General features: G+C 73.8%; 13 protein-coding genes. 10 read left to right on the top strand and 3 right to left on the bottom strand.

Annotated elements, in window-relative coordinates:
* Positions 1-2: 2 nt before the first annotated feature.
* Positions 3-482, top strand: a complete 480-nt coding sequence (locus NYO98_RS04375) for a group II truncated hemoglobin (RefSeq protein ID WP_268110306.1) — start codon at positions 3-5, stop codon at positions 480-482.
* 17 nt (positions 483-499) lie between these two features.
* Entirely contained in the window at positions 500-1,828 is a 1,329-nt protein-coding gene (locus tag NYO98_RS04380) for a lanthionine synthetase LanC family protein (protein WP_268110307.1), read from the top strand.
* Between the two features lie 12 nt (positions 1,829-1,840).
* On the opposite strand, the gene NYO98_RS04385 is transcribed toward NYO98_RS04380, so the two are convergent.
* Positions 1,841-2,485, bottom strand: coding sequence for a response regulator (locus NYO98_RS04385; RefSeq protein WP_268110308.1), 645 nt, complete (start codon positions 2,483-2,485; stop codon positions 1,841-1,843).
* Positions 2,482-3,459, bottom strand: a complete 978-nt coding sequence (locus NYO98_RS04390; RefSeq protein ID WP_268110309.1) for a sensor histidine kinase — start codon at positions 3,457-3,459, stop codon at positions 2,482-2,484. The genes NYO98_RS04385 and NYO98_RS04390 overlap by 4 nt, the downstream gene beginning before the upstream one ends.
* 84 nt (positions 3,460-3,543) lie before the next feature.
* Here NYO98_RS04390 and NYO98_RS04395 point away from each other — a divergent pair, with 84 nt between their 5' ends.
* From NYO98_RS04395 to NYO98_RS04405, 3 genes are read left to right on the top strand one after another with little or no spacing between them, the layout of a single operon-like run.
* Positions 3,544-4,092, top strand: a complete 549-nt coding sequence (locus NYO98_RS04395) for an SPFH domain-containing protein (protein ID WP_268110310.1) — start codon at positions 3,544-3,546, stop codon at positions 4,090-4,092.
* Complete coding sequence (locus tag NYO98_RS04400; RefSeq protein ID WP_268110311.1) at positions 4,089-4,574, top strand: TrkA C-terminal domain-containing protein; 486 nt, start codon at positions 4,089-4,091, stop codon at positions 4,572-4,574. Before NYO98_RS04395 ends, NYO98_RS04400 begins: the two co-directional genes overlap by 4 nt.
* Entirely contained in the window at positions 4,571-5,863 is a 1,293-nt protein-coding gene (locus tag NYO98_RS04405; protein ID WP_326494414.1) for an ArsB/NhaD family transporter, read from the top strand. The genes NYO98_RS04400 and NYO98_RS04405 overlap by 4 nt, the downstream gene beginning before the upstream one ends.
* Here the strand turns inward: NYO98_RS04405 and NYO98_RS04410 are convergent.
* Positions 5,845-6,345 (bottom strand): AAA family ATPase, encoded by a 501-nt coding sequence (locus NYO98_RS04410; protein WP_268110312.1) that lies wholly within the window; start codon positions 6,343-6,345, stop codon positions 5,845-5,847. The two genes, NYO98_RS04405 and NYO98_RS04410, sit on opposite strands and share 19 nt — an antisense overlap.
* Before the next feature lie 50 nt (positions 6,346-6,395).
* On the opposite strand from NYO98_RS04410, the gene NYO98_RS04415 reads away from it, so the two are divergent.
* The 5 genes from NYO98_RS04415 to NYO98_RS04435 all read left to right on the top strand — a co-directional run bounded on the left by NYO98_RS04415 (position 6,396) and on the right by NYO98_RS04435 (position 15,812).
* A complete protein-coding gene (locus NYO98_RS04415; protein ID WP_268110313.1) occupies positions 6,396-7,124 on the top strand; it encodes an SDR family oxidoreductase in 729 nt (242 codons plus the stop codon).
* Between the two features lie 93 nt (positions 7,125-7,217).
* Positions 7,218-8,153, top strand: coding sequence for a carbamate kinase (locus tag NYO98_RS04420; protein WP_268110314.1), 936 nt, complete (start codon positions 7,218-7,220; stop codon positions 8,151-8,153).
* A gap of 20 nt (positions 8,154-8,173) precedes the next feature.
* Entirely contained in the window at positions 8,174-9,292 is a 1,119-nt protein-coding gene (gene bar, locus NYO98_RS04425; protein WP_268110315.1) for a barbiturase, read from the top strand.
* A gap of 65 nt (positions 9,293-9,357) precedes the next feature.
* Entirely contained in the window at positions 9,358-12,591 is a 3,234-nt protein-coding gene (locus NYO98_RS04430) for an ATP-dependent helicase (protein ID WP_268110316.1), read from the top strand.
* Positions 12,588-15,812, top strand: a complete 3,225-nt coding sequence (locus NYO98_RS04435) for a UvrD-helicase domain-containing protein (RefSeq protein ID WP_268110317.1) — start codon at positions 12,588-12,590, stop codon at positions 15,810-15,812. The genes NYO98_RS04430 and NYO98_RS04435 overlap by 4 nt, the downstream gene beginning before the upstream one ends.
* Positions 15,813-15,865: the final 53 nt, after the last annotated feature.

A 15,865-nucleotide genomic window follows, 5' to 3' on the forward strand; every position in this document is an offset into this window, starting at 1 on the left:
CTGTGAGCGGGGTGGACGAGCCGGGGTTGCCGACGCTGTACGACTGGGCGGGCGGCCTCGAGCCGCTTCGGCGGATGATCGACTGCGTCTACGACCGGGTCGAGTCCGACCAGCCACTCGCCAGCTTCGTTCCCGGAGGCGCCTCGGAGCGCCACCGCGGCCACGTCGCCGTCTGGTGGGGGGAGGTGCTCGGACCTCCGACGACCCACACCGAGCGCCACGGCGGCTACGAGTCGATGCTCCTCCACTACCTCGACCTCGACATCAGCCCGGAACAGCGGCATCGGTTCGCCGCCACGATGAGCCTCGCCGCTGACGACGCCGGGCTGCCCGGAGACCCGGAGTTCCGGGCTGCGATCATCGGCTACCTCGAGTGGGGCATCCGGCTGGCGATGGAGAACTCGCGGCCAAGGGCGCGGGTGGTCGAGCACGCATCCACACCGCGGTGGGGCTGGAGCGTCGCACCGCCCTACCGGGGATGAACGAGGAGGAGCGCCGGATGGGCTCGCACGACACGTACGCCGACCTGGGCGAGGCCGCCTGGCGGTGGGTGCTCGACCAGGTGCGGTGGGACGACGACGGTCCGTGGATCCCGGTGTCCGTCCCGCACGAGGGCGGGCCGCCGGAGGACGACCGCGACGGGATGCACAGCGGCATCGGCGGCCTCGCGCACGTGCTGGCCGAGGTTCGCGAAGCCCGCCGGTGGACCGACGAGGAGCGGCGGCTCGCCAACGGGATCGCCGCCCGGATCCGCGGCAACCTCGCCACCACCGCGATGTACTCCTACTTCGACGGCCTGGTCAGCGACCTCGGCGTGCTGTCCGCGCTGCGGGTCGACGGAGCCGCGGAGGCGGTCGCCCGGCTGGCTGAGCTGATGGAAGCCGACGGCTGGGAGCAGCCGTGGATGGTGCCGCCACGGTTCGCGCCGCACACCCGGATCAACGACGCGACGCTCGGCACGGCGGGGAACCTGCTCGGCGCCGTCTGGGCCCACCGCTCCGGCACGCCGGGCGCGGCCGACCTGGCCCACCGCGCCGCCGACCTGCTGCTGGCGGAGGGTGAGGCGACCGAGGCCGGGACGACCTGGCCGTTCGTGCCGCACCGCTTCACCGAGGCCGTGCGGGCCGAGCGCGGCGAGCAGGAGATGCCCAACTGGTCGCACGGTCTCGCCGGCATCGCCGCGTCCCTCGCGGTCGCTGGCGCCGAGCTCGACCGGCCCGACCTCGTCGAGGCGGCGCGGTCCGGCGCCGAGCACCTCGTCACGCTCGGCGACACGAGCGACGGCGGCCTCGTCCTTCCCCACGTCATCCCACGGGACCCCGACCACGACGAGGTCACCTACAGCTGGTGCCACGGCCCGACCGGCACCTCGCTGCTCTTCACCGCGCTCGAGCACGCCGTCGTCACCGAGGTCGCCGGGGAGACCCCCGCGCAGTGGCAGCGCCGCTGCCTGCACAGCCTCCGCACCTCCGGCATCCCGGAGCGGCTCCATCCGGGGTTCTGGGACAACGACGGCCGCTGCTGCGGCACCGCCGGCGTCGGTGACGTCGTCCTCGACGCGTGGCAGCTGCGCGGCGTCGACGACGACCTCGCCTTCGCGCAGGTGCTGGGCGACGCCCTCGTCGAGCGCGCGATCGTCGAGGACGACCGCGCGTGCTGGCGGTTCACCGAGCACCGCAACGACGACCCGCTGCTCCCGCCGGGGGTCGGCTGGATGCAGGGCACCGCCGGCATCGCGGCGTACCTGATGCGCCTCGCTCGCGTCCTCCGCGAGGGCCGTACGGCTTCCGCGGTCGCGCGACTCGACACCTGGTGGAACCTGCCGTGAGCGCTCGCGCTCTCAGGGCTCGATCAGGCCGGCACGGATCGCGTAGCGCGTCAGCTCGACCCGGTCGCGCATCCCGAGCTTGCCGAGGATGTTGGCGCGGTGCCCCTCGACGGTCTTGAGCGCGATGTGCAGCTCCTTGGCGATCTCGCGCGAGGAGCGGCCCTCGGCGATCAGCTTGATCACCTGGTCCTCGCGCGCGGTGAGCACCGACGTCGGCACCCGCTCGCCGCGACGCATCCGGTCGAGGTAGTCGCGCACGAGCGTGCTCTCGGCGCCGGGGTAGAGGAACGTCTCGCCCCGCATCGCCGCCCGACAGGCGCCGACGAGGTCCTCGTCGGCGACGGACTTGAGGACGTAGCCGCTGGCGCCGGCCTTGAGGGCGCCGAAGAAGTACTGCTCGTTGTCGTGCATGGACAGCATGAGGATCTTCGGCGGGTTGCGGCGCTGCGCGATCTCGGCAGCCGCCTGCAGTCCCGTCATCCGCGGCATCGCGATGTCGAGCACGACCAGGTCGACCTCGGTGTCGCGCACCCGCTCGACGGCCTCGGCCCCGTCGGCCGCCTCGGCGACGACGGACAGGTCCGGCTCCTGCTCGAGGATGAGGCGTACGCCGCGGCGCACCAGGGTGTGGTCGTCGGCCAGCAGGATCCGGATCACGCGCCCACCTCCGCGGCGGTGTCGACGGGCACCTTGAGCCGCACCGTCGTGCCGTGACGCGGCTGGCTGATGACCGACAGCTCCGCGCGGACCAGCGCGGCGCGCTCGCGCATCCCCATCAGCCCCGACCCCTCCGTGAGCCCGGTGAACCCCCGGCCGTCGTCGCGCACCTCCAGCACGACGTGGTCGCCGAGCCGGTGCAGCGACAGCTCGACCGCGCGGGCGTCGGCGTGCCGGGCGGCGTTGGTCAGCGCCTCCTGCGCGACGCGGTAGACCACCACCTCGGCCTCCTGGCTCAGGGCCGGCAGGCCGGGCGCGAACGAGCGGCGCACCGACGCGGAGCTGTGGTCGGCGAACTCGGTCGCCAGCGCGGCAAGGGCACTGGTCAGGCCGAGGTCCTCCAGGACACCCGGACGCAGCCGCCGCGCCACCCGGCGTACGTCGTCGAGGCCGGCGCGCGCGCTCTCCCGCACCGCCGCCAGCTCCGGCACCAGCGCTGCCGGCGCCTGCGCCTCCAGCTGCTTGAGGCCGAGCAGGACGACCGTCAGGCTCTGCCCGACCTCGTCGTGCAGCTCCTGGGCGATGCGGTGGCGCTCGGCCTCCTGCGCGGCGAGGGCGCGCGCGTCGCCGGTGCGACGCTCCTCGGCGAGCCGCTCCAAGAGTCCGTTGACGCTGCGTGCGATGCCGAGCACCGGGCCGGAGCCCTCCTCGGGCAGCTCGGTCGGCTCGAGGTGCTCGATGTCCTCGAGCCGGGCGATCAGGCGGTGGAGCGGTGCGAGCGCCCACCGGATGAGGAGCGCGTTGGTCAGGATCATCACGACCAGCCCGGCACCGATCACGACGATCTCGGACGGCACGGCGTCGGCCGAGACGCGGGCGGGGGAGAAGAGCAGGAGCAGCGCCGCGGCCACCAGCACGACGCCGTTGATCAGACAGATCGTCCAGAACAACGGGAGGTGGCCGGGCAGACGCATGCGGACACCCTGCCATCCGCAGCCCCGTCCAGATGGGGTCAGGCACCCATGGTCGCGACCACGGGCTCCGCGAAGACTCGTCGCATGCCGCCGCCGGACGAGAACACCGCCGTCGACCCGACCGGGGCCGTCTGGGTGGTGTGGCTGGTGATCGTCGGCCCGGGGCTGCTGCTCGTCTCGCTGACGTGCGTGCGCCGCGTGGCGCCCGGAGAGCTCGTCCTCGTCGTCCGGCGCGGGGAGGTCGTACGCGTCGGGCGCGCCGGCTTCGTGGCCCGCTGGCCGGGTCTCGAGCGGTTCGAGCCCGTGCCGACCGAGCCGCGCGTGCTGCCGCTCGTGGTCCGCTCGCGCACGAGCGACGGCGTCGACGTGGTCGCGCTCGCCGACCTGACGGTGGAGGTGCACGACGTCGCCACCGGCACGGCGTACGTCCCCACCGCGGAGGTGGCGCGGCTCGCCGAGGACACCGTGGCCCGGGCCGTGGAGCGACTCGAGGTGGAGTCGCTCGTCGACGACCTCGAGGCCCTCGAGACCCGGTGGCCCGGCCAGCTCACCCGTCTGCTGCCGGTCGGGACAAAGGCCACCGCGCTGGCGGTCACCGAGGTCGAGGCCAGGCTCACCGGCGGTACAGGATGAGCGACACCCCCTACCTGCTCGAGGTCGCGGTGTCGGTCGCCCTCATCGCCTCCGCGACCGGCTTCGCCGTCGGGCTCGCCATCGGGCGCGGTCGCCAGCCGCGCTGGCAGGAGAAGGGCAGCTTCGTCCACAAGGTGTCGATCGGCTTCGCCACGCTCGACCGGCTCGACGCGGTCCTGCTGCGGTTCGAGGTCGAGCCCGCCTCCCGGCTGTCCGGCGTCGAGGTGGGCGAGCTGCGGCTCCCGCCCGGCTCGGGGGTCGCCATCCTCGCGCGCGGGAAGGAGGTGCTCGTCCCCGACGCCCGCACGGTGCTGCGCTGCGGCGACCAGGTCCTCGTCGTCGCCGCCCTGGTCCAGGTCGCGCAGGTGGAGGACCGGCTGCGGTCGGTCAGCCGCTACGGCCGGCTCGCCAGCTGGGCCGAGGACATGGACGACCCCGCGCGCTCGGCCCGCGCCTTCGGCGTGCCCAGGCGGATCGCGTGATCCTCACCTCCGCGGCCCTGGCGGTCTTCATCGTCGCCTACGCCCTCATCGCGACCGAGCGCGTCCACCGCGTCGCCGCCGCCCTCGGCGGTGTCGCCGGCATGGTCGTCATCGGCCTCGTCGACGCCGAGACGGCCTTCTTCGAGGAGCACACGGGTGTCGACTGGAACGTCATCTTCCTGCTCTTCGGGATGATGATCATCGTCGGCGTCCTCAAGCAGACCGGGCTCTTCGAGTTCCTGGCGCTGTGGGCGGCCCAGCGCTCCGGCGGGCAGCCCTACCGGCTGCTCGTGCTGCTCGTGCTGATCACGGCCGCCGTCTCGCCGATCCTCGACAACGTGACGTGCGTGCTGCTGGTCGCCCCGGTCACGCTGTCGGTCTGCCGGAGGCTCGGCCTGCCGCCGGCGCCGTACCTCGTCTCGCTGATCCTGGCCTCGAACATCGGCGGCATGTCCACGCTGATCGGCGACCCGCCCAACATCATCATCGGCAGCCGGGCCGGGCTGAGCTTCGTCGACTTCCTCGTGCACTCGCTGCCGCTGACGATCATCCTGCTGGTGCTCTTCGTCGTGATGGCTCGCTGGCTCTTCCGTGCGGACCTCGACCACGAGGTCGACCTGCACGGGCTCGACGACCTGCGCCCCGCCGACGCCATCACCAACCTCCGGATGCTGCGCCGGTGCCTGCTGGTGCTGTTCCTGGTGATGGTCGCCTTCGGGCTGCACACCGTGCTCCACCTCGACCCGTCGGTCGTGGCGATGATGGGCGCCGGCGCGATGGTCCTGGTCTCGCGGACGGAGCCCGAGGAGTTCCTCGAGGAGGTCGAGTGGGACACCCTCGCCTTCTTCATGGCGCTCTTCGTGCTGGTCGGCGCGCTGGTGCAGGTCGGCGTCATCGGCGCGGTCGGCGAGTGGGCGGCCGAGGCGATGGGTGACCGCGAGCTGCTCGGCGCGACGGCCCTGCTCTTCGGGTCGGGCGTGATCGGCGCGTTCGTCGACAACATCCCCTACACGACCGCCACGGTGCCGATCGTCGAGGACATGGTCGCCACGACCACGACGTCCGGTGCGGACAGCCCGCTGTGGTGGGCGTTCGTCTTCGGCGCCGACCTCGGCGGCAACGCCACCGCGGTCGCGGCCGGCGCCAACGTCGTCGTGCTCGGCATCGCCGCCAAGGCGGGGGAGCCGATCAGCTTCTGGGGCTTCACGAGGTACGGCGTCGTGGTGACCCTCGCGACGCTGATCGTCGCCTGGGCCTACGTCTACCTGCGCTACTTCGCGCTCGCCTGACCGGTCCGGCGCAGGAGGTCGTCGACCACCTCGTCGAGCGGACGGGTGGCGTCGACGGGCGTCCCAGCGGGGAGGTCGGCGCGGGTGTCGTACGTCCTCAGCACGACCTCGCGCTCCGCCGGCGAGGCGCCGTACTCGTCCGACGGCCTCGCGTCGAGCCGCTGCAGCAGCGTGGCGCGGTCGAGCTCGAGCACGAAGACCTCGTCGAACAGGTCGACGAAGCGGGCGTGGTTGCGCGAGCCGCCGCAGAACCAGGTCACCGGCGCCGTGTCGTCCGCGACCAGCTCCCGCACGCGGTCGACGTCCCAGACGTGGTGCTCGTGCCGGGCGCCCGACCGGGGCTCACCGGTCACCGGGTCGCCCTGGTAGGCCAGCTCCCGGTCGCCGTGGACGACGTCGTGGCCCCGCTGCTGCAGCTCGATCGCCACGGTCGTCTTGCCGGCGCACGAGACGCCCTCGAGGAGGTAGTTGCGCGTGCCCACCCGGCCAGTATCGCCGCCCGCGCGCCCCGTCCATCCGGTAGACACGTGGCATGCGCACCCTCATCACGGGCGGGACCCGCGGGATCGGCGCGGCGGTGGCACGACGGCTCGCCGCCGACGGCCACGACCTGGTGCTCGGCTACGCCAGCGACGACGCGGCCGCCGAGCACACCGCGCAGGCGTGCCGGGCACTCGGAGCGCGGTGCGCGACCGTGCGTGCCGACGTCACCACCGACGCGGGGATCGACGAGCTCTTCGCCGCGTCGGGCGAGCTCACCGGCGTGGTCAACAACGCCGGCGCGACGCTCCACATCGGCCCGCTCGCCGACACGCCGCCCGACGTCGTCCGCGCGACGATCGAGCTCAACCTGACCTCGGCGGTCCTCGTCGCGCGGGCCGCCGTGCGCGCGATGGGACGCAGCCGCGGCGGCGCCGGTGGTGTGCTCGTGAACATCGGCTCGGGTGCCGCGACGCTCGGCTCGCCGGGCGAGTACGTCCAGTACGCCGCCGCCAAGGCCGGCGTCGACACGCTGACCGTCGGGCTCGCCCACGAGGTCGCGGGCGACGGCGTCCGGGTCGTCGGGGTGGCGCCGGGGATCATCGACACGACGATCCACGCCGACGCGGGGGAGCCCGGCCGGGTCGCGCGGGTGGGACCGCTCGTGCCGCTGGGCCGGGCCGGCACCCCGGACGAGGTCGCGGGCGCGGTGGCGTGGCTGCTCTCGGAGGAGGCCTCCTACGTCACCGGCACGACGGTGCGGGTCGCCGGCGGTCGCTAGCCGGGCGGCGTTGGCACACGTTGCCAACGACCGTCGAGGTCGTTGGCCGATTGTGCCGATGGGGTGCGTGCCGTGGCTCACTACGGTGAGCGCATGAGGGTCCTGCTCGCACTCGGTGGCAACGCCATGACGAACGCCGACGGCCGGGCGCGCCCCGAGGACCAGATCGAGGCGGCGCAGGTCGCGATGGCCGCCGTCGCCGGGCTCCTCGAGCACGACCACGACGTCGTCATCACGCACGGCAACGGACCGCAGGTGGGCAACCTCCTGGTCAAGAACGAGCTCGCCGCGGGCGTCGTGCCCCCCGTCCCGCTGGACTGGTGCGGCGCGCAGACCCAGGCCACGCTCGGCTTCGTCCTCATGGACGCGCTCGACCGCGAGCTCGCCGTCCGTGGCATCGAGCGACGATGCGCCGCGCTCGTCACCCGCACGCTGGTCGACGCCGCCGACGAGGGCTTCACCCGTCCGACCAAGCCGATCGGTCGCCACCTGCCCGAGGCCGAGGCCAAGGTGCTGATGGACCACGGAGAGACGTGGGAGGACCGCGGCGACAAGGGGTGGCGCCGTGTCGTCGCCTCGCCCGAGCCGCGGGAGATCCTCGACGCCCCGGCCGCGCTGGCGCTCATCGAGGCCGGCTTCGTCGTCGTGGCCAACGGCGGCGGCGGCATCCCGCACGTACGCCGCCCCGACGGCTCCCTCGCCGGCGTGGAGGCCGTCATCGACAAGGACCTCGGCGCCGCCCTGCTCGCCCGCACCACCGGGGCCGACGTGCTCGTCATCGCCACTGACGTGCCCAACGCCGTCATCCGCTGGGGAGAGCCGGACGCCGAGCCCCTGGGCCGGCTGGGTGTGGAGGAGCTGCGCGCCCACGCCGCCGACGGCCACTTCGCGTCCGGCTCGATGGGCCCCAAGGTCGACGCCGTGTGCCGGTTCGTCGAGAGCACCGGCGGCACGGGCGTCATCACCAGCCTCGACCAGATCACCGCTGCGGTCGCCGGCGACGCCGGCACCGTCGTCGTACCCCGCTAACCCCGCCCGAAAGGAACCCCATGCCCAGCGCCACCCCTAGCGCCATAGAGGTCCGCAAGGTCCCCATCCACTCCGTGGCCGACGCCTCGGAGCTGACCAAGCTCGTCGACGACGGCGTCATCGCCGCCGACCGGGTCTTCGCGATCATCGGCAAGACCGAGGGCAACGGCGGCGTCAACGACTACACGCGGATCATCGCCGACCGTGCCTTCCGCGAGGCGCTGGTCGCCAAGGGCGCCGACCCGGAGCAGGTCAAGGGCATCCCGATCGTCTGGTCCGGCGGCACCGACGGCGTGATCAGCCCCCACGCCACGATCTTCGCGACGACCGACGTCCCGGCGGACGACCCGTCGCGCGAGGAGATGAGGCTGACCGCCGGCTTCGCGATGAGCGAGGCGATCCTGCCCGAGGAGATCGGCTACACCGCGATGATCGAGAAGGTCGCGGCGGGCGTGAAGGTCGCCATGGAGCGCGCCGGGATCACCGACCCGGCCGACGTCCACTACGTGCAGACGAAGACCCCGCTGCTCACCATCCACACCATCCGTGACGCCAAGTCGCGCGGCAAGACGGTGTGGACCGAGCACACCCATGAGTCGATGGACCTCTCCAACGGCGTCACCGGCCTCGGCATCGCCGTCGCCCTCGGCGAGATCGAGATGCCCACCGACGCCGACGTCATGCACAACCGCGAGCTCTACTCGTCGGTGGCCTCGTGCTCCTCGGGAGTCGAGCTCGACCAGGCGCAGATCGTGGTCGTGGGCAACGCGAAGGGCGTGGGCGGTCGCTACCGCATCGGCCACTCGGTGATGAAGGACGCCCTCGACGCCGACGGCATCTGGGAGGCGATCCGGTCCGCCGGCCTCGACCTGCCCGATCGGCCGCGCACCAGCGACCTCGACGGCCGGCTGGTCAACGTCTTCCTCAAGTGCGAGGCCAGCCAGGACGGCATGGTCCGCGGGCGCCGCAACGCGATGCTCGACGACTCCGACGTGCACTGGCACCGCCAGATCAAGTCCTGCGTCGGCGGCGTGACCGCCGCGGTCACCGGCGACCCGGCGGTCTTCGTCTCGGTCTCCGCCGCCCACCAGGGGCCCGAGGGCGGCGGCCCGGTCGCGGCGATCGTCGACCTGGGCTGAGGTCCGTCCCCATCCCTCCGCGGGGCCGGCAGGACACTGTCGGTCCCGCGTGATGGGGTGTCCCCATGAGCACCACGTCCACCCGCTACCGCCTGGTGCGGCCCGAGCGCGAGGTCGTCGTCCCGCAGCTCGACGAGCACCAGCAGCGCGTGGTCGACCACGAGGGCGGCCCGCTCCTCGTGCTCGCCGGTCCCGGCACCGGCAAGACGACGACGCTCGTCGAGGCGATCGTCGACCGCATCGAGCACCGCGGCGCCGCGCCCGACTCGGTGCTGGCCCTCACCTTCTCCCGCAAGGCCGCCGAGCAGCTGCGCGACCGCGTCACGGCCCGGGTCGCCCGCACGACGTCCGCCGCCGCGTGCTCGACGTTCCACTCCTTCGCCTACGCGCTGGTCCGGAAGTACGCACCGGCCGAGCTCTACGAGGGCGCCATCCGGCTGCTGTCCGCGCCCGAGGCCGACGTCGTGCTGCGCGAGCTGCTCCGCGACAACCCCGAGTCGGTCGTCTGGCCCGAGCCGCTGCGCCGCGCCGTCGGCACCCGCGGCTTCGTCCGGGAGGTGCAGGCCGTGCTGGCGCGGGCCAGGGAGAAGGGCCTCGACCCGGCCGGCCTCCGCGCGCTCGGCATCGAGCACGACCTGCCCGAGCTCATCGCCGCGGGGCTGTTCCTCGAGCAATACCTCACGGTCCTCGACAACCTCGGCGCCACTGATTACGCCGACCTCATCCGCCGCGCGGTCATCGAGGCCGAGGCCCACCGCGACGAGCTGCGGGCGCGCTACGCGCACGTGTTCGTCGACGAGTATCAGGACACCGACCCGGGCCAGGTCGCGCTGCTCCGTGCGATCGCCGGTGACGGTCGTGACCTCACGGTCGTCGGGGACCCGCACCAGTCGATCTACGGCTTCCGCGGGGCCGACGTGCGCGGCATCCTCGACTTCCCGGCGAGCTTCCCGACCACCTCCGGTGCCCCGGCGCCGGTCGTGGTGCTGCAGCGCACCCGGCGGTTCGGGTCGCGCATCCTGCTGGGTGCCGGTCGCGTGGCGAGCCGGCTGACGCTGACCGGCAGCATCTCCCCGGAGGCGCGCGAGGCGTTCCTCTCGCCCGAGGCCGTGCCCGGCCCGCAGGGGGAGGGTCGCGTCGAGGTGGTCACCTACGACACCGAGCGCGCCGAGGCCGAGCGGCTGGCCGACCTGCTGCGCCGTGCCCACCTCGAGGACGGCATCGCCTGGGACCGGATGGCCGTCCTCGTCCGCTCCGGCCGCACGAGCATCCCGCCGCTGCGCCGTGCGCTGGCCGCCGCGGGCGTGCCCGTCGAGGTGGCCTCCGACGACCTGCCGCTCGTCCACGACCCGGCCGTCGTGCCCCTGCTGGACGCCCTGCGCGCGGTCGTCAACCTCGACAACGACGACCCCGACTCGCCGGGCTTCCTCGACCCGGGCCGGATCGAGTCTCTGCTCCTCTCGCCGCTCGGCGGGCTCGACGCCTCCGACCTGCGGGCGCTCGTGCGCCGCCTCCGCACGCGCGAGAAGGAGCTGCCCGACGCGACCGCCCGGCGCACCAGCCGCGAGCTGCTCCGCCTCGCGGTGGTCGAGGAGGGCTTCCTCGACGGGATCGAGGGCCCCGACGTCGAGCGCGCCGTCGCCCTGGCCGCGCTCCTGCGCTCGGGCGCGACGATGCTCGCCGACCGGTCGAGCGTCGAGGACGTGCTGTGGCACTTCTGGTCCGAGACGTCCTGGCCACAGCGGCTGCGCCGGCAGGTCGACCTCGGGGGAGCGGGTGCGCGGCGGGCCCACCGCGACCTCGACGCGATCGTCGCGCTCTTCGACCTGGCCTCGCGCGTGGTCGACCAGCGCGAGCACATCGGCGTCCAGGCCTTCTTCTCCAACGTGGTCGAGCAGCAGCTGCCTGCCGACACGCTCGCCGAGCAGGGCGTGCGCGGCAAGGCCGTCCGGCTGCTCACCGCCCACCGCTCCAAGGGGCTCGAGTGGGACCTCGTCGTCGTGGCCCACGTCCAGCAGGAGGGCTGGCCCGACCTGCGCCGCCGCACGACCCTGCTCGGCGCCGACCGGATCGGCGTCGACGCCTCGGGTCACCCCGACCTGGTCCCGCCGGTGACCACCCGCGCGCTGCTGATGGAGGAGCGCCGCCTCTTCTACGTCGCCTGCACCCGCGCGCGACGCCGGCTGGTCGTGACCGCCGTCCGGTCGCCCGACGACGACGGCGAGCAGCCGTCGCGGTTCCTCGAGGAGCTCGGCGTCACGATCGAGCACCAGGACGGCCGGCCGCCACGGCCGCTGTCGCTCGGCGGCCTCGTCGCCGAGCTCAGGCGCCACGCCGCCGACCCGGCGGTCTCGCCGGCGCTCCGCGAGGCGGCTGCCCGGCGGCTCGCCGCGCTCGCCGCCGAGGAGGTCGACGGCCGCCAGCTCGTGCCGACCGCCGACCCCTCGTCGTGGTGGGGCACCCGCAGCGCCACCCGGTCCGTCGAGCCGATCCGCGACCCCGACCGGCCGGTGCCGATCTCGGCGAGCATGCTCGACTCGATCCTGCTGTGCCCGGCGCAGTGGTTCTTCGAGCGCGAGGCCGGCGGCGTCTCGGCCGTGCACCAGTCGGCCAACCTCGGCCAGATCCTCCACGCCCTCGCCGAGCGGGTGGCCGTCGGTGAGCTGCCCGCGGAGGTCGAGCCGCTGATGGCCGAGGTCGAGGCCGTCTGGGACCGGCTCGCGTTCCGCACCCCGTGGTCCCGCCAGCGGGAGCTCGCCCGGATCCGCAAGGCCGTCGCCCGGTTCGTCCGGTGGCACCTCGACAACCCGCGCCAGGTGCTCGGCGCCGAGCAGCGCTTCCAGAGCACCGTCGACGTCGACGGCCGCCCGGTGATGCTCACCGGCTTCGCCGACCGGCTCGAGATCGACGACTCGGGCCGGGTGGTCGTCGTCGACTTCAAGAGCGCCCGCACCGCGCCGTCCGGCCCGGCCGTGGCGGGCAACCTCCAGCTCGCCCTCTACCAGTACGCCGTCGACGCGGGCGCGCTCGACGAGGCCGCCGGCCGCCCCGTCGCCTCCGGCGGCGCCGAGCTGGTGCAGCTCGGCATCGACGACGACTCCTCGAGCGCCAAGGTCCAGGGCCAGCCCGCGCACGCCGTCGACGGGCCGGAGCGCACCGTCCTGCGGGAGGGCCTGGCCCGCGCAGCCGCCCTGGTCCGCGCCGAGACCTTCCCCGCGACGGCCGGCCCGCACTGCCGCGACTGCCCGTTCGTGGCCATCTGCCCGGCCAAGGGCGCAGGGAGCGTGACCGTCCAGTGACCGAGCAGACCGTCGAGCCGCTCCGGCTCGACACCCCCGAGGACCTCCGGGTCCTGATGAAGGCGAAGCACGCCGCCAGCGACGAGCAGTGGGCCGCGATCACCGCGCCCCTGCGACCCACCGTCGTGGTCGCCGGCGCCGGCAGCGGCAAGACCACCCTCATGGCGCAGCGCGTCGTCTGGCTGGTCGCCACCGGCAAGGTCCGCCCCGAGGAGGTCCTCGGCCTGACCTTCACGACGAAGGCGGCCGCAGAGCTCCGCCAGCGGGTCACCAAGGCCCTCGGTGACGCCGGGCTGCTCGACCGCTCGGTCGTCGCGGAGGGGGAGGACGTCCTCGAGCCCACCGTTGCCACCTACCACGCCTACGCCGCCAACCTCCTCACCGACCACGGCCTCCGGATCGGCCACGAGCCCGACACCCGGGTCGTCTCCGACGCCTCCCGCTACCAGCTCGGCGCCCGCGTCATCGAGCGCTTCACCGGCCACATCGAGCTGCTGACCGACCACCCCGCGACCGCCATCCAGAACCTCCTCGCCCTCGACGGCGCGATGAGCGAGCACCTCGTCAGCGAGGACGACGTACGGCGGACCGACGAGGAGGCGCGTCGTGGCTTCGCACGCGCCATCGCCGAGGAGGAGGCCGGCAAGGCGCGCAAGACCTACCTCGAGCCGCCCGCCCGGGCGATCAACGCCATCGACCGCCGTGCCGAGCTGATCCAGCTCGTCAGCGGCTACCGCAAGCTCAAGGCCGACCTCGGCCTGATGGACTTCGGCGACCAGATCGCCCTCGCCGCGCGTCTCGTCGACGACCAGCCCGAGGTGGGCCAGATCGAGCGGGCGCGCTTCAAGGTCGTGCTGCTCGACGAGTACCAGGACACCTCGGTCGCCCAGGCCACGATGCTCGCGCGGCTGTTCTCCGGCCCCGACGACGAGCACGGCCTCGGCCACCCGGTGATGGCGGTCGGTGACCCCAACCAGGCGATCTACGGCTGGCGCGGCGCGTCGGTCTCCAACATCCTCAACTTCGCCGAGACCTTCCCGGCCGCCGACGGCGAGCCCGGCCGGCTGCCGCTGACGGTCAACCGTCGTTCCGACCGCCGCATCCTGGAGGTCGCCAACCGGCTCGCCCAGCCGCTGCTCGACGCCTACGGCGACAAGGTCGCCCGGCTCCGTCCGGCCGAGATCGCGCAGGAGGGCCGCGTCGAGACCCGGGTCCACGAGCGGGCGATCGACGAGCTGGCCTGGCTGGCCGACGCCGTGAAGGAGGCCCACGCCGCCGGCACCGACTGGTCCGACATCGGCGTGCTGAGCCGCGACAACGCCCAGGGCGAGGAGGTCTACGACACCCTCACGTCCGCGGGGATCCCGGTCGAGATCGTCGGCCTCTCCGGCCTCGTCCGGCTCCCCGAGGTCGCCGAGGTCGTCGCCACGCTGACGCTGCTCCACGACGTCACCGCCAACACCTCCATGCTCACCCTGCTCACCGGCCCGCGCTGGGCGATCGGGCCCCGTGACCTCCGGCTGCTCGCGCTGCGGGCCGCCGAGATCGCGGGCGTCCGCGGTCGCAGGGAGGCCGCGACGGTCGCCGACCAGCTCCTCCAGATCGCCGACGGCATCGACGCGGCCGAGCTGCCCGCCCTGAGCGACGCCGTCGAGTCGCCCGGCGAGGCGGCCTACTCACCCGAGGCGCTCGACCGGTTCGCCCTCCTCGCCGCCGAGCTGCGCCGGCTGCGCACCCACGTCGGCGACCCCCTGCTCGACGTGGTGCGCCGGATCATCGACACCACCGGCGTCGACGTCGAGCTCGCGTCGGCGACCTCGCCCGCGGCGGCCGCGCGTCGCGACAACCTCGACCTCTTCGTGAAGGCCGTGGCGGAGTTCCAGTCGGTCGACGGCGACGTCACCCTGCCGGCCCTCCTGGCCTACCTCACCGCCGAGGACGACCAGGGCAACGGCCTCGACGTCGCCACGCCGACCGCGGCCGACTCGGTCAAGCTGCTGACGGTCCACCGCGCCAAGGGCCTCGAGTGGTCGTCGGTGTTCTGCGTCGGGGTGGGGGAGACCCGTTTCCCGAGCAACCGGTCGCGCACGCTCTGGACGTCCTCGCCCGCGGTGCTGCCCGCCCCGCTGCGCGGCGACCGCGCCGACCAGCCGCAGCTCGCCGGCCACGACAAGGCCGCCCTCGACGCCTACCGCGCGGCCACGAAGGCCCACGACGCCGAGGAGGAGCTGCGCCTGGGCTACGTCGCCTACACCCGCGCCGCCCACCACCTCGCCGTCACCTCCTACGTCTGGGGCCAGCGGGCGACGCCGTTCGGGCCGTCCGACTACCAGCGCGTCGTCCGCGAGCAGCTCGAGGAGTGGGGCGAGCCGGTCGAGCACTGGATCGAGAAGCCCCCACCGAAGTCGCCCAACCCCAACGACGACATCGACCCCTCGAAGCCCTGGCCGGTGCCGGGCCCGGGGGAGGAGGCGGCTCGTCGGCTCGCCGCCGCCGAGCTGGTCCGCTCGATCGACCGCACGGCGCCCGACGAGGGCCTCGACATGGTCGAGGCCGCACAAGTCGCCGAGTGGGACGACGACCTCGTCCAGCTGATCACCGAGGCCCGCGCCGAGCGGTCGACGTCGATCGACCTACCGCTGCCGAGCAGCCTGTCGGCCACCTCGATGGCGCGGCTGCGCGACGACCCCGAGGCGTTCGCCCGTGACCTCGCGCGTCCGATGCCCCGGCCGCCGGCGCCCGCCGCCCGGTTCGGTACGGCCTTCCACGCCTGGGTCGAGGACCGCTTCGGCCAGCAGGCGCTCATCGAGCCCGACGAGCTCCCCGGCCGCGCCGACGCCGGCATCGACGACGAGGCCGACCTCGGCGAGGTCGTCAAGCGCTTCGAGGACGGGCCCTTCGGCGATCGCGCGCCCCACGCGGTCGAGGCGCCCTTCGCGCTCGTCCTGGGTGGCCAGGTGGTCCGCGGCCGCATCGACGCGGTCTACGCCGAACCGTCCGCCGACGGCGACGGCTACCTCGTCGTCGACTGGAAGACCGGCCGCCACGAGACGGCCGACCCTCTGCAGCTCGCGCTCTACCGCCTCGCCTGGGCGGAGCTCACCGGCACGCCCCTCGACCGCGTCCGGGCCGCCTTCCACTACGTCCGCTCCGGTCGCACCGTCCACCCCGACGACCTGCCCGACCGCGCCGGCCTCGAGAAGCTGCTCGCCGACCTCTGACGCGCTGCCCTTGGCGGCGAGGCACGCCTGGGTGGTGGAGCGTGGTCGGCAGA

Source organism: Nocardioides pini (assembly GCF_026712185.1).
Taxonomy (GTDB): Bacteria; Actinomycetota; Actinomycetes; order Propionibacteriales; family Nocardioidaceae; genus Nocardioides; species Nocardioides pini.